Origin of the sequence: Dyella silvae, assembly GCF_026421305.1 — a bacterium.
In the GTDB taxonomy this organism is placed as follows: Bacteria; Pseudomonadota; Gammaproteobacteria; order Xanthomonadales; family Rhodanobacteraceae; genus Dyella; species Dyella silvae.
Window position 1 is genome coordinate 14,674 of sequence record NZ_JAPJBQ010000009.1, and the last position, 24,414, is coordinate 39,087.

Annotated in this window: 23 protein-coding genes; 4 read left to right on the forward strand and 19 right to left on the reverse strand. The window is 64.8% G+C overall.

The genetic code is table 11. The features are described 5' to 3' along the window. The first annotated feature begins 98 nt into the window (after nt 1–98). Nucleotides 99–452 (forward strand): carboxymuconolactone decarboxylase family protein, encoded by a 354-nt coding sequence (locus OQE56_RS17665; protein WP_267226030.1) that lies wholly within the window; start codon nt 99–101, stop codon nt 450–452. Here OQE56_RS17665 and OQE56_RS17670 read toward each other — a convergent pair. Next, the gene (locus tag OQE56_RS17670) at nt 425–1,291 is read right to left on the reverse strand and encodes a DoxX family protein (RefSeq protein WP_267226032.1); all 867 of its coding nucleotides are present in this window, start codon (nt 1,289–1,291) and stop codon (nt 425–427) included. The two genes, OQE56_RS17665 and OQE56_RS17670, sit on opposite strands and share 28 nt — an antisense overlap. Before the next feature lie 209 nt (nt 1,292–1,500). Between OQE56_RS17670 and OQE56_RS17675 the strand changes: the two genes are divergently transcribed. Then, nucleotides 1,501–1,920, forward strand: a complete 420-nt coding sequence (locus OQE56_RS17675) for a hypothetical protein (protein WP_267226033.1) — start codon at nt 1,501–1,503, stop codon at nt 1,918–1,920. Nucleotides 1,921–2,129: 209 nt separating this feature from the next. On the opposite strand, the gene OQE56_RS17680 is transcribed toward OQE56_RS17675, so the two are convergent. The 4 genes from OQE56_RS17680 to ubiA form a co-directional block, all read right to left on the reverse strand. Continuing rightward, complete coding sequence (locus OQE56_RS17680) at nt 2,130–3,398, reverse strand: RNA polymerase sigma factor (protein WP_267226035.1); 1,269 nt, start codon at nt 3,396–3,398, stop codon at nt 2,130–2,132. A 55-nt stretch (nt 3,399–3,453) separates the two neighbouring features. Continuing rightward, entirely contained in the window at nt 3,454–3,876 is a 423-nt protein-coding gene (locus tag OQE56_RS17685; protein ID WP_267226036.1) for a VOC family protein, read from the reverse strand. A gap of 18 nt (nt 3,877–3,894) precedes the next feature. Continuing rightward, on the reverse strand, nt 3,895–4,323 hold the full coding sequence (locus tag OQE56_RS17690) for a YciI family protein (protein ID WP_267226037.1): 429 nt from the start codon (nt 4,321–4,323) through the stop codon (nt 3,895–3,897). Between the two features lie 206 nt (nt 4,324–4,529). Then, nucleotides 4,530–5,549 carry a 4-hydroxybenzoate octaprenyltransferase gene (gene ubiA / locus OQE56_RS17695; protein ID WP_267226038.1) on the reverse strand — a complete coding sequence of 340 codons (1,020 nt, stop codon included), beginning with the start codon at nt 5,547–5,549 and terminating at the stop codon, nt 4,530–4,532. Between the two features lie 336 nt (nt 5,550–5,885). Here ubiA and OQE56_RS17700 point away from each other — a divergent pair, with 336 nt between their 5' ends. Then, nucleotides 5,886–6,242: a VOC family protein gene (locus OQE56_RS17700; protein WP_267226043.1), complete on the forward strand. Its 357-nt coding sequence runs from the start codon at nt 5,886–5,888 to the stop codon at nt 6,240–6,242. A gap of 29 nt (nt 6,243–6,271) precedes the next feature. Here OQE56_RS17700 and ilvA read toward each other — a convergent pair whose 3' ends face one another. The 11 genes from ilvA to OQE56_RS17755 form a co-directional block, all read right to left on the reverse strand. Then, nucleotides 6,272–7,837, reverse strand: a complete 1,566-nt coding sequence (gene ilvA, locus OQE56_RS17705; protein ID WP_267226044.1) for a threonine ammonia-lyase, biosynthetic — start codon at nt 7,835–7,837, stop codon at nt 6,272–6,274. Next, nucleotides 7,834–8,079 (reverse strand): acetolactate synthase small subunit, encoded by a 246-nt coding sequence (gene ilvN / locus OQE56_RS17710; protein WP_267226046.1) that lies wholly within the window; start codon nt 8,077–8,079, stop codon nt 7,834–7,836. Before ilvN ends, ilvA begins: the two co-directional genes overlap by 4 nt. Before the next feature lie 105 nt (nt 8,080–8,184). Further along, entirely contained in the window at nt 8,185–10,050 is a 1,866-nt protein-coding gene (gene ilvB / locus OQE56_RS17715) for a biosynthetic-type acetolactate synthase large subunit (protein ID WP_267226258.1), read from the reverse strand. A gap of 248 nt (nt 10,051–10,298) precedes the next feature. After that, nucleotides 10,299–11,318: a ketol-acid reductoisomerase gene (gene ilvC, locus OQE56_RS17720; protein ID WP_267226047.1), complete on the reverse strand. Its 1,020-nt coding sequence runs from the start codon at nt 11,316–11,318 to the stop codon at nt 10,299–10,301. Further along, nucleotides 11,315–13,036: a dihydroxy-acid dehydratase gene (gene ilvD, locus OQE56_RS17725; RefSeq protein ID WP_267226048.1), complete on the reverse strand. Its 1,722-nt coding sequence runs from the start codon at nt 13,034–13,036 to the stop codon at nt 11,315–11,317. Before ilvD ends, ilvC begins: the two co-directional genes overlap by 4 nt. 192 nt (nt 13,037–13,228) lie before the next feature. Further along, on the reverse strand, nt 13,229–14,326 hold the full coding sequence (gene leuB / locus OQE56_RS17730) for a 3-isopropylmalate dehydrogenase (protein WP_267226049.1): 1,098 nt from the start codon (nt 14,324–14,326) through the stop codon (nt 13,229–13,231). Then, a complete protein-coding gene (gene leuD, locus OQE56_RS17735) occupies nt 14,323–14,907 on the reverse strand; it encodes a 3-isopropylmalate dehydratase small subunit (protein ID WP_267226051.1) in 585 nt (194 codons plus the stop codon). The genes leuB and leuD overlap by 4 nt, the downstream gene beginning before the upstream one ends. Nucleotides 14,908–15,106: 199 nt before the next feature. After that, nucleotides 15,107–16,516 carry a 3-isopropylmalate dehydratase large subunit gene (gene leuC, locus OQE56_RS17740; RefSeq protein ID WP_267226053.1) on the reverse strand — a complete coding sequence of 470 codons (1,410 nt, stop codon included), beginning with the start codon at nt 16,514–16,516 and terminating at the stop codon, nt 15,107–15,109. Next, a complete protein-coding gene (locus OQE56_RS17745) occupies nt 16,516–17,454 on the reverse strand; it encodes a branched-chain amino acid transaminase (protein WP_267226055.1) in 939 nt (312 codons plus the stop codon). Before OQE56_RS17745 ends, leuC begins: the two co-directional genes overlap by 1 nt. An 18-nt stretch (nt 17,455–17,472) precedes the next feature. Continuing rightward, entirely contained in the window at nt 17,473–19,065 is a 1,593-nt protein-coding gene (locus OQE56_RS17750) for a 2-isopropylmalate synthase (RefSeq protein ID WP_267226056.1), read from the reverse strand. Between the two features lie 387 nt (nt 19,066–19,452). After that, nucleotides 19,453–20,070 (reverse strand): TetR/AcrR family transcriptional regulator, encoded by a 618-nt coding sequence (locus OQE56_RS17755; RefSeq protein WP_267226058.1) that lies wholly within the window; start codon nt 20,068–20,070, stop codon nt 19,453–19,455. Between the two features lie 165 nt (nt 20,071–20,235). On the opposite strand from OQE56_RS17755, the gene OQE56_RS17760 reads away from it, so the two are divergent. Then, nucleotides 20,236–20,808, forward strand: coding sequence for a hydrolase (locus OQE56_RS17760; RefSeq protein WP_267226060.1), 573 nt, complete (start codon nt 20,236–20,238; stop codon nt 20,806–20,808). Between the two features lie 88 nt (nt 20,809–20,896). Here OQE56_RS17760 and thrC read toward each other — a convergent pair whose 3' ends face one another. The 3 genes from thrC to OQE56_RS17775 are packed head-to-tail and all read right to left on the reverse strand — an operon-like array spanning nt 20,897 to nt 24,272. Next, nucleotides 20,897–22,207, reverse strand: coding sequence for a threonine synthase (thrC, locus tag OQE56_RS17765; RefSeq protein WP_267226061.1), 1,311 nt, complete (start codon nt 22,205–22,207; stop codon nt 20,897–20,899). Further along, nucleotides 22,204–23,178 (reverse strand): homoserine kinase, encoded by a 975-nt coding sequence (locus tag OQE56_RS17770; RefSeq protein WP_267226062.1) that lies wholly within the window; start codon nt 23,176–23,178, stop codon nt 22,204–22,206. The genes thrC and OQE56_RS17770 overlap by 4 nt, the downstream gene beginning before the upstream one ends. Next, the gene (locus OQE56_RS17775) at nt 23,175–24,272 is read right to left on the reverse strand and encodes a homoserine dehydrogenase family protein (protein WP_267226260.1); all 1,098 of its coding nucleotides are present in this window, start codon (nt 24,270–24,272) and stop codon (nt 23,175–23,177) included. The genes OQE56_RS17770 and OQE56_RS17775 overlap by 4 nt, the downstream gene beginning before the upstream one ends. Nucleotides 24,273–24,414 lie beyond the last annotated feature (142 nt).

A 24,414-nucleotide genomic window follows, 5' to 3' on the forward strand; every position in this document is an offset into this window, starting at 1 on the left:
GCCAGTCTTCACGCCGGCCCGCCATGGGCCGGCGCAGCATGTGGCAGATCGGCCGGGCGAACCGCCCGGAGACGACTCACTCTCTCAGGAGATGCCCCATGTTGAACTGGCCCGACTATCGCAAGGAACTCCTCGGCCGCATCGGCGAAATCAGCAAGCTGAGCCCGGACACGGTGGGCGGCTACCAGACGCTCACCAAGGCCAACAGCAAGAATGGCCACCTGGATGCCAAGACGCGCGAGCTGATTTCGCTGGCGGTCGCCGTCACGACACGCTGTGACGGTTGCATCACCGTGCATACCGCCGAAGCGCTCAAGCACGGCGCCAGCCATGAGGAAATTGCCGAAGCACTGGGCGTGGCGGTGGCCATGAACGCGGGCGCGGCACTGGTGTATTCGGCCCGCGTCATGGATGCCGTCAGCGCCTACGAGTCGGCAGCGCGCCCGGCGTAAGGCGCTGTGCGGTAGGAGTCGGCCACCACCCAGGCACCGCAGGCAATAGCGGCGGAGATGACGAAAGCCGTCCACGTGGTGCGGTCGGTTGGCGTGGCGACGATGGCGGGTACCCACACCAGCGACGTGATGATCCACAGCATCGCCGCTTCCAATGTGGCGGCGAGACGTGGCAGCACGCCAAACAGCACGCCAAGGCACGCGGCGATGCTGCCGGCACCGGTGAGATACGCCCAGCCGAGCCGGTAAGGCAGCCACGCCGGCACAAACGCAGCCGTCTGTTCGCTGTAGACAAAGTGCGAAAGCCCGATCATCGGCAGCGACAGCGCAAACAGCACCCGGGCATGGCGCATGCCGCGTTCGCCCGCGATGTACTTCAGCCAACCATCACTCGTGTTGCCTCGTTGCGTGGCCAGCAACACCCAGGCGCCGGCAAGCATCACGGCAATCTCGCCGAAACCCAGCCAGCTCAGCTCCACGGCTGGCGCTACCAGCAGCGCTGGCAGCTTCAACAGCACCACCCACAACAACAAAAACACCGTTAATACGACTGCCGACGTGCTTGCGGTGGACTCGAACAGCAAACCAACCCCACACGCCAGCTCAATCAGCGCGATGGCGTACGCCACCAGCGTCTGACCGGGTAAGTGATCTATGGGAATGTGTTGCCACACCATGGCGACATCGCCATAGATCAGGCCAAGCACGCCCAGGCCGATCATGGTGCTGGCAAAGAAAAACTGCGAAGGACGTCGCTTGGTGCGCGGCCAGCTGGCCGTTTGAACCGAAGCATTGCTGACAGCCACGTCGGCTGACGTTGGTCGATACGAACTCTCCATACCTCGCTCCTGTATAGCGGAAGGACACGGAACCATCAGTACGAACCACGACACGGCCGGCACACAATGGGCCGTGTTGAACAAACGGGGTATTGCTGCGGAGGGACACGCGGGGGCCATTAGATAGGTAAGCCCGCCTTCGTGCAATCGATGCGATGATCTCAGTCTGTACCGTGCCGTTTCGCTTGCCGAGAACGAAAGGAGGCCCCGTGTTCCAGCATCGCCGCATCGATCGCCTGCCCGCCGACGCGGACCCGGACGGTCTCAAGCTGTACGGCATTTCGTCGAGCGGGCAAGCGGTGGACTTCGCCCGCTACTCGCCACAGCTGCAAACGATGAAGGATGCGCGACCCGTGCGCTGGGCGCAGACACCGGCGTTCGCCATCTGTCATGACGGCGCGAGCGCACGCTACCTCGTGCTGGGATGGTGGGGTAACGACAACGAAATGTTCGTGGCCGTTGCCGCAGATGATGGTTCCGGCTGGGTCGAAGATATGTCCCGCTACTCGTTCTGCCTGTGGGACATGGAAGTGATGTGGCACGAACGCAACGCGTTTGTGGTGGAGATGTACGGCGCAACGCCCAGCCTCGAGGCGTACCGGGCGAATCGGTTCACCCATGTGTTGTAGTTGCGATCAAGGCGTGGTGCCTTTCTGAGCGTCACCATTGTGCTCGTCATTCCGGCGCAGGCCGGAATCCAGTTACGAGGTATCTCGATTTTCGCGACAAGAGCCAGGGCGCTTGTTTCATCGCGAAAATCGCACGTAGCGGTCACTGGATTCCGGCCTGCGCCGGAATGACGAACAAAGGCGAGGACTCGCAGCCTCCGGGCATCGAATTAGATCGCCGCAGCACTGGCCGAAGCACGACGCAACAACAGCTCTTGCTCTCGCGTATTGCGGGTAAGTGATGCGGCACGCTCGAATTCGTCGCGCGCCTCACGATGACGGCCGAGCCGGCTGAGCAGTTCGCCGCGCACGCTCGGCAGCAGGTGGTACTGGCGCATCAGCGGTTCATCACGCAAGGCGTCGACGAGCGATAGTCCGACATCCGGACCAAAGGCCTGCGCGTGCGCCACCGCGCGGTTGAGCGCCACCACCGGCGACGGCATGCGTTGTGCCAGCGCGTCGTAAAGCGAGGCGATGCGCGACCAATCGGTGTCCTCCACGGATCGCGCCCTGGCATGACAGGCGGCGATAGCTGCCTGCAGCGCATACGGCCCGCCACTGCCACCCAACGCGTCGACACGTTGCAACGCCGCCAACCCACGCCGGATCAACAGCTGATCCCAGCGTGCGCGATTTTGTTCTGCCAGCAGGATCGGTTCGCCATCGGGACGCGTGCGCGCCGCCGTGCGCGATGCCTGGATCTCCATCAGCGCCACTAGTCCATGCACTTCCGGTTCGTTGGGTGCCAGCCCGGCGAGCACGCGGCCCAGCCTCAAGGCTTCGTCGCACAGCGCCGGGCGCATCCAGTCACCGCCCGACGTAGCGGCGTACCCTTCGTTGAAGATGAGATAGACCACTTCGAGCACCGAGGCCAGCCGCACAGCCAGCTCCTCGCCGCGCGGCACCTCAAACGGCACCTGCGCCTCGCTGAGGGAGCGCTTGGCGCGCACAATGCGCTGCGCCACCGTGGGCTCGGGCACCAGAAATGCGCGGGCGATCTCCGGCGTCGTGAGGCCGCCGAGCAGGCGCAGCGTAAGCGCCACCCGCGCCTCCGTAGACAGCACCGGATGACAGGCTGTGAATATCAGGCTCAGCAGATCATCACCCACCGGGTTGTCGAGCATGGCATCTGGATCCCCCACGGATTGTTCGAGCTGATCCTCGATCTCGCGCGTGAGCTCGTGTTCCTTGCGCCGGTGCAGGGCATGGCGGCGCAGCTGGTCGATCGCACGATGCTTGGCCGTGGTCATCAGCCATGCGCCGGGGTTGCGGGGCACACCGGTCGACGGCCACTGCTCCAGCGCCGTCACCAGCGCGTCCTGCGCCAGTTCTTCGGCCATGCCCACATCGCGCACGATGCGGGCGAGGCCGGCAATCAGCCGGGGCGATTCGATGCGCCAGACGGCGTCGATGGTGCGGTGGATGTCGTTGGCTGCCATAGCCCCCGATCACAGCACCACCTCCGATGCGGCGCAAGTTCATCGCGCCCGGGTTTCAGGGCGGCGACATCACCATCCACTGCACACCGAAGCGGTCGCTCAGCATGCCGAAGCTGGAGGCAAAGAAGGTGGGCGAGAGCGGCATGGTGGCCTGCCCGCCACCTTCAAGCAGCGCGTCGAACCGGTGTTTGGCTTCGGCTCCGTCCTTGACGTTGAGCACGAGCGAGAAACCGCGGAAATCCGGCGTGCCGCCGCACTCGCCATCGGACGCGTTGACCAGCGAATCGCCTATCGTGAAGGAGGCATGCATGACTTTCTCGCCATCGGCCGGAGTAGGGCAGTTGGCCTGATCGCCGGGCTGCGCCGGGGCGTCCTTGAAGCGAATCAGATGCTGCACCTGGGCGCCCACGGCCTTGCCATAGAAGGCGAGCGCCTCGTCGCAACGACCATCGAAAAACAGATAAGGCTGGATCTGCATGACGGTGTCTCCGTTGGGTCAGCGGCGGTCGCACATCTTTGCGCGTAGCTGTTCTTCCTGTTCGCGCAGTTCGGGCGTAAAGGCTTCGCCGAAATCTTCTGCTTCGTACACGCGGCGGATTTCGATCTCCGACGTACCCTCCTCAAACGGGTTGGGACAGCGTTTGAGCCATTCGACGGCTTCTTCCAGCGAGCCGACCTGCAGCAACCAGAAACCGGCGATCAGCTCCTTGGTTTCCGTGAACGGCCCGTCGATGACCGTGCGCTTGTCGCCGTCATAACGGATGCGTGCGCCGCGCGAGCTGGGGTGCAGGCCTTCGCCGGCCAGCATGACGCCGGCCTTGACCAGTTCCTCGTTGAACTGGCCCATCTCGGCCAGCAGTTTCTCGCTTGGCATCTCGCCGGATTCGGACGCGCGCGTGGCGCGGACCATAGCCATGACTCGCATGAGGATCACTCCTTTGGACAGTGTGAACGGACCGCCAGAAGGCGGCTTTCATGCAGACGACGAACGGTATCCGCCGGAATCGACAGGACAGGCGAATGATTTTCCACGCAGCGCGAAAGACAGGCGGGAGCACCCCCTGTGCGCGACTGTGGCACCGTGGGCGAGAAGTCGCGCACTGGGTGCGCTCCCACTAGGGCCTGCGGCTTTTAGCGGACGGCCAGCGCCAGCACGATGCCGATCCACAGCGCCATGCCCAGCCAGTTGTTGTTGCGGAACGCCCACAGGCAGGCGTCGCGGTTGCGGTCGCGGATGCGCCACATCTGCCAGCCAAACAACCCGGCGGCAGCCAGCAGCCCCAGCCAGTACGGCCAGCCGAGAGCGCTGCGCTGACCCACAAACAGCATCGCCAGCAGGAACGTACCCATCAGGATGCCCAGGATCGGCAGATCCGCATCGCCAAACAAAATGGCGGTGGACTTGGCGCCCGCCTTGATGTCGTCGTCGCGATCCACCATGGCGTACTGCGTGTCGTAGATCACCGACCACAGGATGTTGGCGATAAACAGCAGCCAGCCCACCGCCGGCACGGTGTTGGACACCGCGGCGAAGGCCATCGGAATCGACCAGCCAAAAGCCGCGCCCAGCACGACCTGCGGCATCTGCGTATAGCGTTTGGTGAACGGGTAGATCGCCGCCAGCGCGGCGCCGCCGAGCGACAGCCATACCGTGAGCTTATTGGTGAACAACACCAGCACAAACGAGAACGCCAGCAGGCAGGCGAACACCAGCAGCGCCTCGCGAGGCGTCACGCGGCCCGTCGCGATAGGGCGCCCGGCGGTGCGGGCCACCTGGGGGTCGAGCTTGCGATCCGCGAAGTCGTTGATGGCACAGCCCGCCGCGCGCATGGAGAACACGCCCAGCGTAAAGATCACCAGCAGCTTCATGGGCGGGAAATCCGCCGCCGCCAGCCACAGCGCCCACCACGTCGGCCACAACAGCAGCAAGGCCCCGATGGGACGATCCATGCGGGTAAGCACGAGATAGTCGCGCGCCTTGGTGCGATAGCGCGCAGGCAGCCGTTGCAATAGCCAGTCCAGCACGCGCGTGGCGCGGGTGGAGCTGTCGGCCGGCTGTGCGATGCCAACCGATCTCACCGCCGGGCGCACCCGGGGCGTGGTGGACGAAGACAGGTTGCGCCGCTGGCGCTTGCGGGATGTCGGAGCCATTCGCCCAGTTTAGCCTGCACCACCCTCACGCGTGGCGTGACCTGTTGCCCGGGTTGTCGCAACGCCGTCACAAAGCTGCCTACACTAGGGAAGCTCTGATCGATTCCACGCACCCGTCACCGCACGGTATGCACGCATACCGTGCGGCCCCAACATTCTGAATTGAAAAGACGGGGTGACGTCCAGAAGGCCCACCGGCTGTGTCACGCGGCTTGAACAGACGGCCAGTCTGCCCTGCGCCACGCGACACCGCCGGTGGGCCTTCTGGACGTCATGCCGGGTACGTGGAATCGATCAGAGCTTCCCTGCCGCACGAAAGATCGGATGCACCGCACCATGCCCAAAGCCCTGAGCCACATCGCCTTGATCGTCGCGCATCCCACGCGCACCGCCCATTTGCTTACCGGCGTGTTCGATGACGCGCGCATCGTTCAGGAAGAGAACCCCGATGACGCCCATCCGGAAGTCATCGTGGCGCTGGCCGGCCTGGAGTTCGCCCTGATCCGTGGTAGCGGCCCTGCCGCACGCAATGGCGACCACATCGCGTTCGCCGTCAGCAAGGAAGAACAGCTGGCGTGCGCGAGGCGTCTGGACGAACTGGCGCTGGATTACCAGATGGCGCGCGGGGACACGGCGCTCTACTTCAGCGATTACGACAACCATGTGTTTGAGCTGGAGGTTGTCGAAGGCTGAGGGGAACCCTGTGCGCGACTAGCCCATCCTCACTCCCTCAACAACAACCGATACGCCGGGTTCTCACTCTCATCCCGAAACGGATACCCCAACGTATCGAGAAACGCCTGGAACAACGCCCGCTCGTGCTGCGGCACCTGAATGCCGACCAGAATGCGCCCGTAATCCGCGCCTTGATTGCGGTAATGGAACAGGCTGATATTCCAGTCCGGATGCATATGGCCGAGAAAGCGCGTGAGCGCGCCGGGCCGCTCCGGAAACTCAAAGCGATAGAGCAGCTCGTCGCGGGCGAGTGGTGAGCTGCCGCCAATCATGTGGCGCAAGTGCAGCTTTGCCAGTTCGTCGTCGGTGAGATCGAGCACGCCGAAACCATGCGTGCGGAAGGCGTCGATCAGGGTGTCGCGTTCATCGCGGCGCGTGGTCTGCACGCCCACGAAGATATGGGCTTCGGACGTGTTGCCAATGCGATAGTTGAACTCCGTGATGCTGCGCTGATCCAGCGCCGCACAAAAGCGCCGGAAGCTGCCGCGTTCCTCGGGAATGGTGACGGCAAACACAGCCTCCCGTTGCTCACCCACCTCGGCGCGCTCGGCGACGAAGCGCAGCCGGTCAAAATTGAGGTTCGCGCCGGAGACAATGGCCACCATCGGGTGCTCCATCGCGCCGTGCGTGGCGACGTAGTGCTTGAGCCCAGCCAGCGCAAGCGCGCCTGCGGGCTCCGGGACGCTGCGCGTGTCCTGAAATACGTCACGGATGGCGGCACAGATCGCGTCGGTATCCACGCGCACCATGTCGTCCACGTAGCGGTCGCACAACGCATACGTAAGGTCACCCACGCGCTTGACCGCAGTGCCATCCGCAAACAATCCGACTTCCGCCAGCGTCACCGGCGAGCCGGCTTGCAGCGATTGCGTCATCGCATCGGAATCACAGGTCTGCACGCCGATCACTTTGACCTCGGGCCGCAGCGCCTTCACATACCCCGCGATACCTGCCAGCAAACCGCCACCACCCACCGGTACGAAGATCGCGTGCAGCGCCCCTGGATGCTGGCGCAGAATTTCCATGCCTACCGTGGCCTGACCCGCGATCACCGCCGGGTCATCGAAGGGGTGCACAAAGGTATAGCCGTGCTCTGCCTGCAACCGCGCGGCCGCAGCCTGCGCGTCGCTGTAAGAATCGCCAGCCAGCATCACCTCCACCAGCGATCCACCGAAGCGGCGTACCGCGTCCACCTTTACCTGCGGAGCCGTCACCGGCATCACAATGATGGCGCGAATGCCAAGCCGCGCGGCCGCCAGCGCAACACCCTGCGCGTGATTACCTGCCGACGCCGCAATGACACCGCGCGCACGCTCGGCGGCGCCAAGCCCCGCCATGCGGTTGTAAGCGCCGCGCAACTTGAAGGAAAACACGGGCTGCTGATCTTCGCGCTTGAGTAAGACACGCTGGCCCAGGCGGGCCGACAGCAGCGGCGCCGCTTCCAGCGCGGTCTCGCGCGCCACGTCGTAGACGCGTGCGCCCACCGTTTGCCGCAGCAATTCGTGTTCGCTGAGACTGCTAGTGGCTGTTACGCGTTCAGCCGCCACATTCATGGCGTGCTGGCGGCCGGGTGGGTGACTTCGATGACATCCACCAGTTTGCGGGTTTGCTTGATGATCTGTTCCACGGTGTCGTCGGCGCCGTGCATCACCAACGTCAGTTGCGATACGGCGGGATCGCGCGTGGCGGCAACGGTGAGCGAGTCGATATTGCAGTGGCGCGCGGCGAACAGGCCGGCGACGCGCATTAGTGCGCCGGATTCGTTTTGCAGAAGGATGGATAGCGTGTGTTTCATGGCAACCCCTTACGCCTCCTACTCGTCATTCCAGCGGAAGCTGGAATCCAGTGCCTTGTAGGTCGGAAAAGTCACTGGGTTCCAGCTTTCGCTGGAACGACGCTGCTAGAACATGTCGCTCTTCGAATCTCCAACCTCTGCTGGCGCCACGCGCGACGGAATGAAATCACCGGTGATCATCTGCGCATACGTCGCGCCCGGCCCCACCATCGGGTACACGCCGGCATCTGGGTCGATCATCACTTCCAGAAAGGCCGGACCTTCAAACGCAATGAAATCGGCAATGGTGGCGGCTAGCTCCGCCTTGTCTTCGAGCCGCTTCGCCCACTCAAAGCCATCGGCCTGTGCTGCCTTGATGAAGTCCTTCTTGTGCAGGCTCTTGTCGGACGAAGCAAAGCGGCCACGGAAGAACAGCTTCTGCCATTGCCGCACCATGCCGTCGCCGATGTTGTTGAGCACCACCACCTTCACCGGCAGGCCGTAGGTGGTGACGGTCTCAAGCTCGCCCAGGTTCATGCGAATGCTGGCGTCACCGTCGATATCGATCACCACCGCATCGCGGCGCGCGAACTGCGCGCCAATCGCGGCTGGCAGGCCGAAGCCCATGGTGCCCATGGAGCCGGAGGTGAGCCAATGCCGCGGCTCGCGGAAATCGAAGTACTGCGCCGCCCACATCTGGTGTTGCCCGACGCCGGTGCTGATCACGGCTCGGCCCTGCGTGTGGCGATTGATCGCCTCGATCACGGCCTGCGGCTGAATCAACGGGCTTTCGCGATCGTAGTTCAACGCATGCGTTTGCTTCAGTGCGCCGATGTGATCGTGCCAGTGGGCATAGCGGCCTTCGGCGCCAAAATTGAAGCCGTGCCGCACGCCAAATTGATGGAGACGAGACAGCGTGCGATCCAGGTCGCCGTGATGATGCCAGTGTACGGACTTCACCTTGCCGATCTCGGCCGGATCGATATCGATCTGTGCGATGAAACGCGCATGGGGGGCGAAGCGATCCGGCACGCTCGCGACGCGGTCGTCGAAACGCGCGCCAAGCGCCAGCAAAAAGTCGCAGTCTTCCACCGCATAGTTGGCATACGCGGTGCCGTGCATGCCAAGCATGTGCAAGGCGAGCGGTTCGGTCGTGTCGATGGCGCCGAGGCCCATCAGGGTCGTCGTCACGGGCAAGCCGAACTGCGCGACGAAAGCGCGCAACGTGGCCGATGCCTCGCCGGCAATCACACCGCCGCCTGCATAGATCAGCGGGCGCCTGGCCTTGGCCAGCGCGTCAAAAAAGGCGTCGCACTGTGCATCGTCCACGCGGGCGGTTTGAATCGCATGCTGGCGCGCGCGGTAGCCGGGAATGGGTAACGTGCCTTCACCGGCGAAGGTGAGCGTGGTGTTCTGCACGTCTTTCGGAATGTCGACCACCACCGGGCCGGGACGTCCGCTGCGCGCGATTTCGAAGGCCGTGCGCAAAGTTGCTTCCAGCCGCTCTGGATCCGTGAGCAGGAACACGTGTTTGGCGCACGGGCTCATGATGTTGCTGACCGGAGCCTCCTGAAACGCATCGCTGCCCAGCGCACCGGTGGGCACCTGGCCACAGATCACCACCATCGGCACCGAGTCGGACATCGCATCGCGTACCGGTGTCACCATGTTGGTGGCGCCTGGGCCGGAAGTGACAATGGCCACGCCTACCTTGCCCGACGCGCGCGCATAGCCTGCGGCCATGAACCCCGCGCCCTGCTCGTTGGCGGGCACGATCAGCGGCATCGGCTCGCCGCCCAGTGGCGAGAGGTGCGTGGCGTTGTAACGAAACACGGCGTCATACACCGGCAGAATGGCGCCGCCCGAGTAACCGAACAGCACGCCGACGCCTTCATCGGCCAATACCTGCACGACCACTTCCGCGCCGCTCATGGACTGGCCGGCGAGCGGATGGGTGGAAGCGTGTGAGGGTAGGTCCTTCTGAAGTGGCATGTTCACGGTGATCGGGTTTCCCAAGGAGCCGCCGTGGCAATGGCGGTGAGTAGCGGTTTGAAAGCTCCCTCCCTTGTTTGCAAGGAGGGGTGGCGAGGGGCACGTGCGGGGTGGTGGTCCCTCTCATGCGAAACGAACACTCCCATCGCCGTCATCCCTGCGAAAGCAGGGATCCAGTGCCTTTGAAGTCTTGCGGCGCGTCAAAAGTCACTGGATTCCTGCCTTCGCAGGGATGACGAGCAATGGCATCAACCCACCTTCTTCAAAGGCTCCGCCGCAGCCTTCGGCGCATTCGCCTGCAGCCACGGCATGCGCGCGCGCAGCTTCGCGCCGACCTGTTCGATCGGATGCTCAAGGTCCGCCTGCTTGAACTTCTTGTAGTTGGGCAAACCCGCCTTGTGCTCAGCGATCCAGTTGCGCGCGAAGGTGCCGTCCTGAATGTCCTTCAGCACGTCTTTCATACGCGCCTTGGTGCCGGCATCGATCACGCGCGGGCCGCTGACGTAGTCGCCGTACTGTGCCGTTTCGGAGACAAACTCCAGCATGCGTGCGATGCCGCCTTCGTAGAACAGGTCCACGATCAACTTCAGCTCATGCAGCACTTCGTAGTAAGCGATCTCGGGCTGGTAGCCCGCTTCCACCAGCGTTTCGAAACCGGCCTGCACCAGCGAGCTGGCGCCGCCGCACAGCACCGCCTGTTCGCCGAACAGATCGGTTTCGGTCTCTTCCTTGAAGTCGGTCTTGATCAGCAGCGCGCGGCCGCCGCCGATACCGTCGGCATAGGCCTTGGCCCTTGCTTCAGCCTGGCCGCTGACATCCTGATGGATGGCCCAGATGCTGGGCACGCCACGGCCGATCTCATACTCGCGGCGCACCAGTGCGCCCGGTCCCTTCGGTGCCACCAGAATCACGTCGATGTCGCTGCGCGGTTCGATCTGCTTGAAGTGCACATTGAAGCCGTGCGCGAACAGCAGCGCGGCGCCGGGCTTGATGTTCGGCTCGATGTGCTCTTTGTACAGCGCGGGCTGCACCATGTCCGGCGTCAGCACGGCGACGAGATCGGCACCTTTCACTGCTTCGCCTGGTTCGGCCACGTTGAAGCCTTCGGCGCGGGCCTTCTCCCACGAAGGGCCGCCCTTGCGCAGGCCGACCACGACATCGAGACCGGAGTCGCGCAGGTTGAGGGCGTGGGCGCGGCCCTGGCTGCCATAGCCCAGTACGGCGATGCGGGCTTTGGCGAGAGTGTCGTTGGAAGCTTGGTTGCTCATGCGGTGACTCCTGCAGTCGTGTCTTCGTGTGCGTGGTAGGAAGAAGTAGCTGTATGGGTGGTGCGTACTGCGGATGGATGCGTGGTGGCGCCGTCGGAGGCGGAGCCGACCAGTTGTGCGTACTTGGCCAGCGCGCCGCGGGTGACCTTGGGCGCCGGTGGCTGCCAGCCGGCGCGGCGTGGGGCGAGGTCGGCGGTGGTGCTGATCTCGCGGGTGTCGGCGTCGATGCGGATGCGATCGCCTTCGCGCAGCAGCGCAATGGGGCCGCCGCGTGCGGCTTCAGGGGCGATGTGTCCGACCATGTAGCCGTGCGTGGCGCCGGAGAAGCGGCCGTCGGTGATCAGCGCGACGTCGTCACCGAGACCACGTCCGACCAAGGCGGCAGTGACGCCCAGCATTTCGCGCATGCCCGGGCCGCCGGCGGGGCCTTCATTGCGAATGACGATGACATCGCCTTTCTCGATCAGGCCGCCCTGCACGGCGGCGAAAGCCTGTTCCTCGCTTTCGAAGACGCGAGCGCGGCCTTCAAAGTGGTTCGCGCCCTTGCCGGCTAGCTTGAGGATGCAGCCCTCTGGCGCGAGGTTGCCGTAGAGGATCGAGTAGCCGCCTCGCGGCTTCAGCGGTTGCGTGACCGGATGCACCACGTCCTGCTTTTCTGCGCGTGGCGCGGCGGCGGCTTCCTCAAAAAGGCTGCGGCCAGTGATGGTGGGCGCATCGTCCAGCATGCCCGCCGCGATGAGTTCCTGCGCGACGCGTGCGCTGCCGCCTGCACCGAACATCTCCACGGCGGTATAGCGGCCACCTGGCAGCAGATCGGCGATCACGGGTGTCTGCCTGGATGCCGGCTCGAAGTCCTCCAGCGTCCACGGCGTGCCCGCTTCGCGCGCAATGGCCAGCAGATGCAACACCGCATTGGTGGAACCGGCGGTGGCCGCGACCATGCGAGCGGCATTGCGGAATGCTGTCTGCGTGAGCAGTTCGCGTGGCGTGCGGTTCTCCTTCAGGCACGTCATCACCAGCTCGCCGCAGCGGCGCGCGGCGGCTGCCTTGGCCGGATGAGTGGCGGGAATATCGTTGAAGCCCATCGGCGACAGGCCCAGCGTGGACAGCACCATCGCCATGGTGTTGGCTGTGAACTGGCCGCCGCAGGCGCCGGCGCCCGGGCAGGCGTCGCGCTCGACTGCGGTGAGTTTGGCGTCGTCGATCTTGCCGGCGCCATGCGCGCCGACCGCCTCAAACACCTGCTGGATGGTGATGGGGTGATTGTCGTGCGTGCCGTGCGCAATGGTGCCGCCGTACAGCGCGACGCTGGGGATGTTGAGGCGAGCCATTGCCATCGCAGCAGCGGGAATGGTCTTGTCGCAACCGCACAGCACCACCATCGCATCAAGGCAGTGGCCGTCGACAGCCAGCTCGATCGAATCGGTAATCACCTCGCGGCTGATCAACGACGCGCGCATGCCCGGCGTGCCCATGGCGATGCCATCGGTGACGGCAATGGTGTTGAACTCGATCGGCGTGCCGCCGGCGGCGCGGATGCCTTCGGCGACGTGTTCGGCGAGTTCGCGCAGATTGAGATTGCACGGACTCACGTTGGACCACGTATGCACCACCGCGACCAGCGGTTTGGTGATGGCGTCGTCGTCGAGTCCCGTGGCGCGCAGCATGGCGCGTGCGGGGGCGCGGTCGGGTCCGGTTTTGATCAGGTCACTACGCATGCGTGGTTTCCGAAGAATGGAGATCAAGGCTTGCAGCTGCCGACAAAGTTGCCGTCATCCCAGCGAAAGCTGGGATCCAGTGACTTTTGCGTGCCGTAAAGGCGCTGGATGACCAGCCCTTCGGCTGTTGAAAGAGCGCCTCCAGCTTTCGCTGGAATGACGATGTGGAACTAACCAAGGGAATGGCAAAGATCAGCCGCATGCGCGCCCCCAGCGGAGAAAAGCCGCCGCGTTGCAGGCGTGTTCGTCAATGGCGGCGAGCACGGCCTCCAGCACCTCCTGCGTACCGGCGGTGCCGCCGATATCGCGCGTGTGCGGCCCTTGCTCCAGCACATCGGCGACGGCGGCCTCCACCGTGCCCGCTTCCTGTTCCATGCCCAGCGAGTGACGCAACAGCATGGCGGCGGAGAGAATGGCGCCGATGGGATTGGCCACGCCCTGGCCGGCGATGTCTGGCGCAGAGCCGTGGATCGGCTCGTACAGACCGCCCTTGCTTTCGCCCAGTGATGCGGATGGCAGCAGGCCCAGGGAGCCGGCCAGTGCAGCGGCTTCGTCGGTCAGGATGTCGCCGAACAGATTCTCGGTGACTACGACGTCGTACTTGCCCGGCTGCGTCAGCAGCAGCATCGCCATGGAGTCGACCAGCTGGTGTTCCAGCTTCACGTCCGGAAATTCGTTAGCGATGCGCTGCACCGTGGTGCGCCACAGACGCGAGGTTTCCAGCACGTTGGCTTTGTCCACCGAGGTCACGTGCTTGCGGCGTTCGCGTGCCAGCTCAAAGGCACGGCGCGTCACGCGTTCGACTTCGGCCACCGTGTACTTGCACTCATCGGTGGCGGTGTCGAAGGTGCGCGTCTTGGCACCGAAGTAAGCACCGCCGGTGAGTTCGCGCACGAACAGCACGTCGACGTTCTTCAGTTTTTCGTTCTTCAGCGGCGACAGCGCGGCCAACGCCGGATGGACCTGCAGCGGACGCAGGTTGGCATAGACGCCAAGGGCAGCGCGCAGAGCGAGCAAACCCTGTTCCGGACGAACCGGTGCATTCGGGTCGGACCACTTCGGGCCACCAACCGCGCCGAGGAGCACGGCATCAGCGGCCTTGCAGGCTTCCAGTGATGCGGCCGGCAGCGGTTCGCCGGTGGCATCGATGGCGCAGCCACCGATCAGCTGTTCTTCGAAATGGAAGTGATGGTCGTAGTGCGCGGCAACGGCATCGAGTACGGCAACCGCCGCTGCAGTGACCTCGGGACCGACGCCGTCGCCGGGCAGGGTGACGATATGCGCTCTCATGCAGCTTTCTCCATGCGTTGTTCGTAGGCGGTGATGGCGTCCTGGTGTTGCTGGAGATAGCCCAGCTGGTCTACGCCGTTGAGCAGGCAGTGACGTGCAAAGGGTTCGAGCTGGAAGCGGATGTGGCCGCCGTCCGGCAGGGCGATGACCTGCTCGCGCACGTCGATGCTGAGTTCGATACCGGGATGGTCGAGCAGCCAGCGGTGCTCGGCATCGTCCAGCACGATGGCAAGCAGGCCATTCTTCAGTGCGTTGTTGCGGAAGATGTCAGCGATCTCGCTGCACAACACGGCCTGGATGCCGTAGTCGAGCAAGGCCCACGGCGCGTGTTCGCGCGAGGAACCGCAACCGAAGTTGCGGCCGGCAACGAGGATGGCGCAACCCTTCGCTTGCGGCTGGTTCAGCGGGAAGGCCGGGTTATCGCTGCCATCGGTCTGATAGCGCCAGTCGTTGAAACACAGCTTGCCCAGGCCGGCGCGTTCGGTGGTGGTGAGAAAGCGCGCCGGGATGATGCGGTCGGTGTCGATGTTCTCGTCCGGCAGTACGGCCGTGCGGGAGTGGAGGCGGGTGATGGGACGCATTAACAGATCTCCGGACAACAGCACGCTGCAAAGGTGCGCGCACTAGCTCCCTCTCCCCTGCGGGGAGAGGGTGGGGGTGAGGGGCGGGTGCTTGCGATGGCATTCATCGAAGCGACGCTCGAAGAGGCGATGAGGCCAGATTGACCCCTCACCCCAGCCCTCTCCCCGCAGGGGAGAGGGAGCGAAAAGCTCACGCGCTTCATGCTGCCACCTCCGTCATGTACTCACGCGGATCAGCAATGCGGCCGGCCACAGCCGAAGCAGCAGCCGTCGCCGGACTCGCCAGCACCGTGCGCGCGCCCTTGCCCTGACGACCTTCGAAGTTGCGATTGGAGGTACTCACCACCAACTGACCCGGCTGCGCCAGGTCGCCATTCATGGCGATGCACATCGAACAACCCGGCACGCGCCACTCGGCACCGGCCGAGGTAAACACGTGATGCAGGCCTTCGTTCTCCGCATCGCGGCGCACCGCTTCGGAGCCCGGCACCACCAGCATGCGCACACCTTCCGCCACGCGCCGGCCACGCAGCACGTGAGCGGCTTCGCGCAGGTCGGACAAACGCGAGTTGGTGCAGCTGCCGACGAACACCACGTCCACCGGCGTGCCCTGCATGGGCTTGCCCGGCTCGCTCTTCATGTAGTCGAGCGCGCGTTTCTCCTGCGCGTTGCGGGCGGCTGGCACCGGCTTGTCCATGGCGATGGCCATGCCTGGGTGCGTGCCGTAGGTGACCGTGGGGCGCACTTTGGTCGCGTCGATGTGTACTTCGCGGTCGTACGCGGCGCCGTCGTCGGTACGCAGCGAGGTCCAGCGCGCGACGGCGGCATCCCACGCGGCGCCCTGCGGTGCGCGCGGGCGGCCCTTCAGCCAGGCGAAGGTGGTGTCGTCCGGTGCGATCAGGCCGGCGCGCGCGCCTGCTTCGATGGACATGTTGCACACCGTCATGCGCTCTTCCATCGACATCTGCGCGATGGCTTCGCCGCGATACTCGATGACGTAGCCGGTGCCGCCATCCACGCCGATCTCGCCGATGATGTGCAGGATCAGATCCTTGGCACCCACGCCGGCCGGCAGCTTGCCATCCACATGGATCGCCAGGGTTTTCGGCTTGCGCTGCAACAGGCATTGGGTCGCCATCACATGGCCGACTTCGGTGGTGCCGATGCCGAACGACAACGCGCCGAACGCGCCGTGCGTGGAGGTGTGGCTGTCGCCGCACACGATGGTCATGCCCGGCTGTGTTGCGCCGAGCTCAGGGCCGATCACGTGCACGATGCCGCGGTCGTTGCTATCCCAGCCGTGCAGCTCAACGCCGAACTCGCGGCAATTCGTTTCGAGCTGCGCGACCTGCGCCTTTGCTTCCGCGTTCGCGTAAGGGCGTTCGCCATCCGCACCGGCGGGCAGGGTGGGTGTGGAGTGGTCCAGCGTCGCCAGCATGCGATCAGGGCGACGCAGCTTCAGGCCGCGCTCGCGCAGTTCGCTGAACGCCTGCGGTGAAGTGACTTCGTGCACCAGGTGCAGGTCGACGTAGAGGACGGCCGGCGTGTCGGTGGACTCGGGTGCAACGACGTGCGCGTCCCAGATTTTTTCGAAAAGCGTCTTAGCCATTACGCAGCCTCCTGCGCGGCTTCGACTTGAACTGGGGTGAGCCAATTCCACTGGTCTTCCGTGGTGCCGTCGAACAGCCCGAAGAAGGCCTTTTGCAGCGCGCGAGTCACATCACCCGGCCGCCCGGCACCGACTTGCTTGCGATCCACCGAACGCACCGGCGTGATCTCGGCAGCAGTGCCGGTCATGAAGATTTCATCGGCGGTGTACAGCGCTTCACGCGGCAGGTCGCGTTCTTCCACCGCGATGCCGAGTTCGCCCGCGAGCGTGATCACCGATTCGCGCGTAATGCCAGCCAGAATGCCTGCACTGGTCGGCGGCGTGAGCAGCTTGCCGTTCTTCACCAGGAACAGGTTTTCACCCGCACCTTCGCTCAGCAGGCCGTTGTGGCCCAGCGCGATGCCTTCGGCGTAGCCGCCGCGGCGTGCCTCAAGGGCAATCAGCTGGCTGCTGAGGTAATTGCCGCCCGCCTTGGCCCAGCTGGGAAAGGTGTTTGGGGCGGGACGATGCCATGACGACACGCACACGTCGGCGCCATGTTCGATGGCGTCGCCGAGATACGCACCCCATTCCAGCGCCATGATCGCCACGTCGACCGGCGAGTCGCCCTTGGGTAACACGCCAAGGCCGCCTGCGCCGCGGAACACGATCGGACGCACATAGGCTGCCTTCATGCGGTTGGCGCGGATCACCTCGTGACAGGCCGCGTTGATCTCGTCTTCGGAGTAACCGATCTCGATCTCGTAAATTTTGGCCGACTCGAACAGGCGGCGCGTGTGGTCGGCGAGGCGGAAGTAGGCCGGCCCTTGCGGCGTCGCATAAACGCGTTCGCCTTCGAACACCGAAGAGCCGTAGTGCAGTGCGTGAGTGCTGACGTGAACGGTGGCCTCGGTCCAGGGTTTGATCTGGCCGTTGTGCCAGAGGAATGGCGTGGTCATTGTGAGATCTCCTCGGAGTTACAGACCGGCGACAGCCGCCCGTTGCGGCACGGGTTGCTGTCGTTCGATGCGGTTGACGATGGTGAGCGCCGCGTGGGCAGTCGCTTCGATGATGTCTGTGCTGACGCCGGCGCCACGCCAGTCGCGCTCGGCATGCCGCGCGGTGAGCTGGGCCTGCCCCTGGGCATCGCCGCCTTCGCTCACGGCGCGCACCTGGAAGTGGGTGACGTCGAGCGTGGTGCCGGTGGCGCGCTCGATCGCACGCAGCACCGCATCCACCGGACCGTCGCCGATGGCGGCCTCGCCCACTTCCGTGCCGTTGTCGTGCGCCAGCTTTACCGAGGCCGAGGCGCTGCCGCCGAGATGAGAGTTCGTGTTGAGCTGCACGATGCGCCACGGACCCGTGGCTTCCGGGTCCATGCCCAGAGCAAGGGCTTCCAGATCCTCGTCGTGCACTTCACGCTTTTTGTCGGCCAGCGCCTTGAAGCGAACGAAGATGCTGTCCATCAGGGCTTCGTCGATGTCGTGGCCCATGCTCTGCAGGCGCTGGCGCAGCGCGTGGCGGCCCGAGTGCTTGCCCAGGACCAGGCGCGTTTCGCCCATGCCCACGTCCTGCGGGCGCATGATTTCGTAGGTGCCGCGGTGCTTGAGCATGCCGTGCTGGTGAATGCCCGACTCGTGCGCGAAGGCGTTGTCGCCGACCACGGCCTTGTTGCGCGCGACGGCTTGTCCCGTCAGCTGCGTCAGCAAGCGCGAGGTTGGATAGAGCTTGCGCGTGTCGATGCCCGTCTCGACGCCGAAATAGGCGCCACGCACGCGCAAAGCCATCACGACTTCTTCCATCGAGGCGTTGCCGGCGCGCTCGCCGATGCCGTTGATGGTGCATTCCACCTGGCGGGCACCAGCGGACACACCGGCGAGGCTGTTGGCGACCGCCATCCCCAGGTCGTCGTGGCAGTGCGTGGAGAACACCACCCGATCGGCGCCGCGCACGTGTTTGCGCAGGTAGGCGATGCGTTCGGCCATTTCCACCGGCGTGGTGTAGCCCACCGTGTCGGGCACGTTGACGGTGGTGGCGCCGGCTGCGATGGCGGCGCTGAACACCTCGACCAGGTACTCCGGCTCGGTGCGCATGGCGTCTTCGGCGGAGAACTCCACCTCGTGGCACAGCGTCTTCGCGCGCTCGATGGCAGCGCAGGCGGTGTCGATCACCTGCTGCTTGCTCATGTTGAGCTTGTGTTCGCGATGCAGCGGGCTGGTGGAGAGAAACAGGTGAATGCGCGAGTGGCGCGCGGGCTCCAGTGCGCGGGCGCAGCTGTCGATGTCGTTGTCGTGGCAGCGTGCCAGACCGCACACGGTAGGGCCGCGCAGCACGCGGGCGATGTCCGCCACGGAGCCGAAATCATCCGGCGAGGCGCTGGGAAAGCCGGCCTCGATCACGTCCACGCCCAGCGCTTCCAGCGCATGCGCCATGCGGAGTTTCGCGCGGCGGTCCATGGAAAAGCCGGGCGCCTGCTCGCCATCTCGCAGGGTGGTATCGAAGATGCGCAAGCGCTCGGGGGCTACGTCGCCCACGTCGCTGCTCTCTTGGGATGTGTTATCGGGGGTCATTGCTTAGCTCCGCTGGCACGCGCCGTTGGGCAACAAAAAACCCCGCATCCGTTACCGGGTGCGGGGTTCTTCGGTGGTATTCAGGTGATCTTTCTAGTTACCTGGACACACGCCCTCAGCCCGCACCTCCGTTGGTAATAAGGAGTACGAGTACAAGGGCAAGAAGGAGGTTGTTGCGAAGGCGCGGCGCGCCGCCGATGGTCGGAGGACCAATCGGTTCGGCAATGCGATCGTGGCTGTTGCGCTGCGTCATGTGATCGACCCTAATGGGGGCCGTAACGGGTTGTCAACAGTTTCTTTTGAAATTTTTGAGATCGCGTGCCGCCGCGCACATTTGGACGTCCAGATGGCTAGACGCCTTCCGATGCCCGCGACGCTGATGAAACCTCACTCGCTGGCGAGCTCCTGCAGGTACAGCGCCAGGGCGCGCTGCAGCTGGGTTTGCGCGGACTGACGGAGGGTTGCCGGCTGCTCGTTCTGGAGCGCCGTAGCGGCCTTCATCAGTTGCTGCACCACCATCGCGGCGGGGCGAAGATCACCGGCGGCGAGCTTTGGCGCATGGATGGCGAGAATCTGGCAGAGATAATCGCGCATGCGTTGGCGTATGGTGCGGCCCAGCAAAGAGGGCTGTGAGCCGGTGGCTTCCTGCAGCGCCACGAACGAAGGGTGCTGCTTGCGGTAATCAGCGAAGGTGCGGATGAGCCGGCCCGCCAGTTCGTTGGTATCCCAGCCCGGCACGTGTTCCAGCAGGCGCTCCATGCGCGCGTAAAGCGCCTCGGCATGGTCAAGCATCAGCGCCTCGGCCACCGACTCCTTGGTGGGGAAGAATTGGTAGAGCGAACCAATCGACGCCCCCGCCCGGGCGGCGATTTCGGTCATGGTGGTGGCGTCGTAGCCTCTTTCGACGAAACACGCGGATGCGGCTGAAAGCAGCGCCGCTACGCGCTCGCGCCCACGCTGACGCTGTGGCGAGCGGCCGCTCTGGCTTGAATTTTGTGAGGGCATCCTCATAAACTCCAATGTGAGGGTAGCCTCACATATCTGATCCTTGTCCGGTAGCCGCCATGGTAAGGCCAGAGGCGGTGCAACCGCGATGTTGTCACTTTCCACCGGCGTTCGGGCAAGCCTCGCCCTGGCATGGCTGGCGCCACCAATGGCGGAGTATTTCCCATGGAAAAGCTGGACCCCCGCACCACCGCGCTGGTGCTGATCGACCTTCAGAAAGGCATTGCCGGCTATGCCGGTGGCCCGCATGCCGCGGACGACGTGTTCGAACGCGCTGGCCGCCTGGCCGCACGCTTCCGCGAAATCGGTGCGCCCGTCGTGCTGGTGCGGGTGAATTTCTCGGCGGATGGCAGCGACATGTTGCGCCCACTGGCCGACAAGCCGTCGCCAGGCAGGGATGGCCTGCCTGCCAACTGGCTGGAGTATGCCGATCAGCTCAATGCTGGCGAGGGCGACATCCACATCATCAAGCGCCAATGGGGCGCCTTCTATGGCACCGAGCTTGAACTGCAGTTGCGCCGCCGTGGCATCACCCAGATCGTGCTGGGAGGGATTTCCACCAACATCGGCGTGGAGTCGACAGCACGCAACGCGTTTGAGCTTGGCTTCCAGCAGGTATTGGTGGAGGACGCCATGAGCTCTGCCGACGCGGTGCATCATCGTTTCGCGGTGGAGAACATCTTCCCCCGGCTGGGGCGCGTGCGTTCCACGGAAGCCGTGCTGGCAGCGCTGGCCTGAGGCATCGTCGCCCTTTTCCCCTGCCCGGAATGACATGCCGGGAAGGGTCTGGCACTTTGCGGGAAGTGCCAGATTCTCGGACCGAGCTTCACGCGGTCTGGTAAGCCAGCCAGTGCTTCAGTGCTTCGTCACTGGCAGGCATGGGCTCTGCGTGGGCCGGGCGTTGCAGCATGGCTTGCAGTGCGGGTGGCACGAGGATGGTGCGGCCAATCAGTGGCTCGACCACGCTGTCGAATTTCGACGGGTGGGCAGTGGCCACCACGGCCCACGCAAGATCGGTATCGCTCATGCCATCGAGCACATGCATGGCCGTGGCCGTGTGCGGACAGAACAGCTCGCCGTGATCACGCGCATGCCTGGCGATGGTGTCTCCAATGACGTCATCGTCCACGCTGCTGGCGTGCAGCTGCAGGCGTAGTTCGTGATCACGCGGAAAGGTCCAGCGCAGGCGTTCGAAGTTGCTTGGCGCGCCCACATCCATGGCATTGGCCAGCGTAGCTACGGCGGGACGGGGCGAGTAGGGCGCACCATCGAAGTAGTCGCTCAAGGTCGCATTGGCGTTGCAGGCCAGGTGGATTTCACCCACCGGCAAGCCCATCTCGCGAACCCATACGCAGGCCAGCGCGTTGCCGAGATTGCCGGTAGGCACAATGAAGTTGAGCGGCCTGTGGTGGCGATGCCACCAACCCAGGGCAGCATGCGCGTAGTAACTCATCTGCGGCAGCAGACGACCCAGGCTGATGCTGTTGGCAGACGACAACGGCACATGGGATTGCAGCTCGGTGTCGTTGAGTACGGCTTTCGCCATGCGCTGGCAGTCATCGAACGTGCCGGCGACGCGCAGCGCTTGCACGTTGTCGCCAAAGCAGCCCAGCTGGTGCGCCTGTCGGGGCGACACGCGGCCATCCGGATAGAGAACAACGACGCGAATGCCGGGCTGCCGATGGAAGGCAGCCGCGACGGCGGCTCCGGTGTCACCGGAGGTGGCGACGACGATGGTCAGCGGCGCCGCCGCATCCCGGCGCAATCGCCGGAAACAGGCAGCCAGAAAGCGTGCGCCAATGTCCTTGAACGCAGCACTCGGGCCGTGGAAAAGCTCCAGTACGGAGGCGTCGTTGCGAAAGGATAGGGGGCGCAGCGGCACGTCAAAATCGAACGCCTCACGGCAAATGGCCGGCAACTCGCCAGCCATCGGCGAGCCGCGAAAAAACGGCTCCAGCAACGTAGAGGCGGTATCGGCCAGCGAACCGTTGGGATCAAACAAGGACGGATCCAGCGACGGCAGAGCCTCAGGCACGTACAAGCCGCCATCCGGCGCAAGCCCGGCAGCAATCACCTGTTCGATGCCCGCCGCATGTCGCGCGCCACGGGTGCTGCGGTAGTGCAACGGCTCACTCATGCCGCGGCCTCGCTCAACACCGTGGCGGCTGGTCCGTTGATGGGCGACACCAGTGCGTCGCTGGCCAGACCCTCTTCGGCAAACGCGGCCACCATCGCTGCGGCGGCACGCTCGGCGTCGTCGCGCCGCTCATACCAGCCGAACACGCTGGGGCCGCCACCGGAAATGCTGGCGCCCAGCGCGTTGTGATCGAGCGCGGCCTGCTTCACGCGTGCAAAGCCAGGAATCAGCGGCGCGCGGCGGGGTTCCACCAGCACATCCTTCAGACCTTCACGCACCAGCGTGGCATCACCGCGATGACAACCCGTCAGCACCAGCGCGAGATTCGCGTGCTGCGTCACTACGTCGTGCAACGCAAAGCCATCGGCCAGCACGGTGCGGGAGCGCCGTGTTTCCAGCACCACATGGGGATGCACCAGCGCGCAATGCCAGCTGTCAGGCACCGGCAGGCGCAAGATGCGATCGCGTGTGGCCAGTACCAGGCCACCCAGCAGCATGGGACCGATGTTGTCGCCATGGCGGCTGCCACTCGCCACGGATTCCCCATCCATCGCAAACCCGTATAGCGCCTCGCGCGGCAGCTCTCGCTCGAGCAAGGCATTGGCCGCCACCAGCGCAGCAACGCATGAGGCCGCGGAGCCGCCCATCCCGGAGCCGAGCGCAATGCCTTTGTACAGCTCCACTTCGAAGCCGTGACGCAAGCCCAGCGCGCGACGCAGCGAGAGCAGCGCAGCGCCCGCGGTATTGGCGGCGGCATCGAGCGGCAAGTCGGTCACGCAGCCGTGCACGGCGGCGATGCGCACGGTGGGCTCATCGATACGCCGCACCACCGCGCGATCACCCGCACCGGCCACGGTATGGCCCAGAATGTCGAAGCCCACCGCGACATTGCCGACGCTGGCATACGCCATGGCCTGAGCGCTCAACGCGCGTTGCGGGTTCGTCATGGGATCGGCCAACTGCGCACTCATGGGCGCACCTCCAGTGATTCGGCAATGCGTAACAGGTCAGCGAAGATACCAGCTGCCGTTACTTCTGGGCCGGCACCGGGTCCTTGCACCAGCATCGGGTTCTCGCGATAGCGGTGCGTGGTGAACTGTACGATGTTGTCCGTGAGTCGCGTGTGCGCGAACGGATGCAAAGCGGGCAGCACGGCCAGGCGTACGCTGGCGTGCCCGTTCGCGTCGAGGCTGGCGACATGGCGCAGTACGCCGCCTTGTGTCTGAGCGGACGCAACGTTGCGAGCCATGGAGGCGTCGAGCAGATGCAGATGCTCCAGGGCGTCCTCAACGGAAAGCGCGGCAAGCTCGGGGGGCACCAGGCTTTGCACCTCCACATCGTCCAACGACAGCGACCAGCCCGCTTCGCGAGCGAGGATCACCAGCTTGCGCGCCACATCGAGACCCGAAAGATCGTCGCGCGGATCAGGCTCCGTATAACCCAGCGCGTGGGCTTCGCGTACCAGTGCGGAGAACGGGCGGCTGCCGTCGTGGCGATGGCAGAGCCACGCCAGCGTGCCGGAGAACATGCCCTCGACAGCGAGCAGCTCATCGCCGGTATCCAGCAGATCGCGCAAGGTCTGCACGACGGGAAGGCCGGCGCATACCGTGGCTTCGTAGCGAAAACGCGCACCCTGACTGCAGGCGGCGCGAATGGCCTGCAGACGCCATAGCGGTCCGCTGCCGGCAAGCTTGTTTGGCGTGACGACGTGGATGCCATCAGCCAGCCACTCCGCATAACGCGAGGCCACCGCTTCGTTCGCACTGCAATCGATCAGCAGCGCATGGCGGCCGTCCTCACCGCGCACATGGGCAGCAAATTCGCGGAGGTCGCTGGGGCGCCAGGTTTGCGCGGTGCCATGGCGGCCATTGAGTTCCGGGTCGTCGGCATCCAGCCACATGCGGCGGCTGGCGGCGACGCCGCAGAGCTTAAGGTCCAGTCCGGCACGCGCCAGCCGCGGCTGCGCTGCGCGTAGCTGGTCAAGCAGGGCGCTGCCGACACGGCCGGGGCCGATCAGGCCCACGGCAAGCACGCGCTGGCGTGCGGTGACCGTCGGCAGCGCCATGGCATGCGGCGGTAGCGACGGTTGTTCGAGCGATGGTGATGCAGCAACGTTCACGATGGCCTCCAATAGGGGCCCGTGCTCGCTGGCGGGGTACGGAGAGTGCACCGGCCCGCCTCATCGAGGGCGGGGCCGTTTGCGTTAG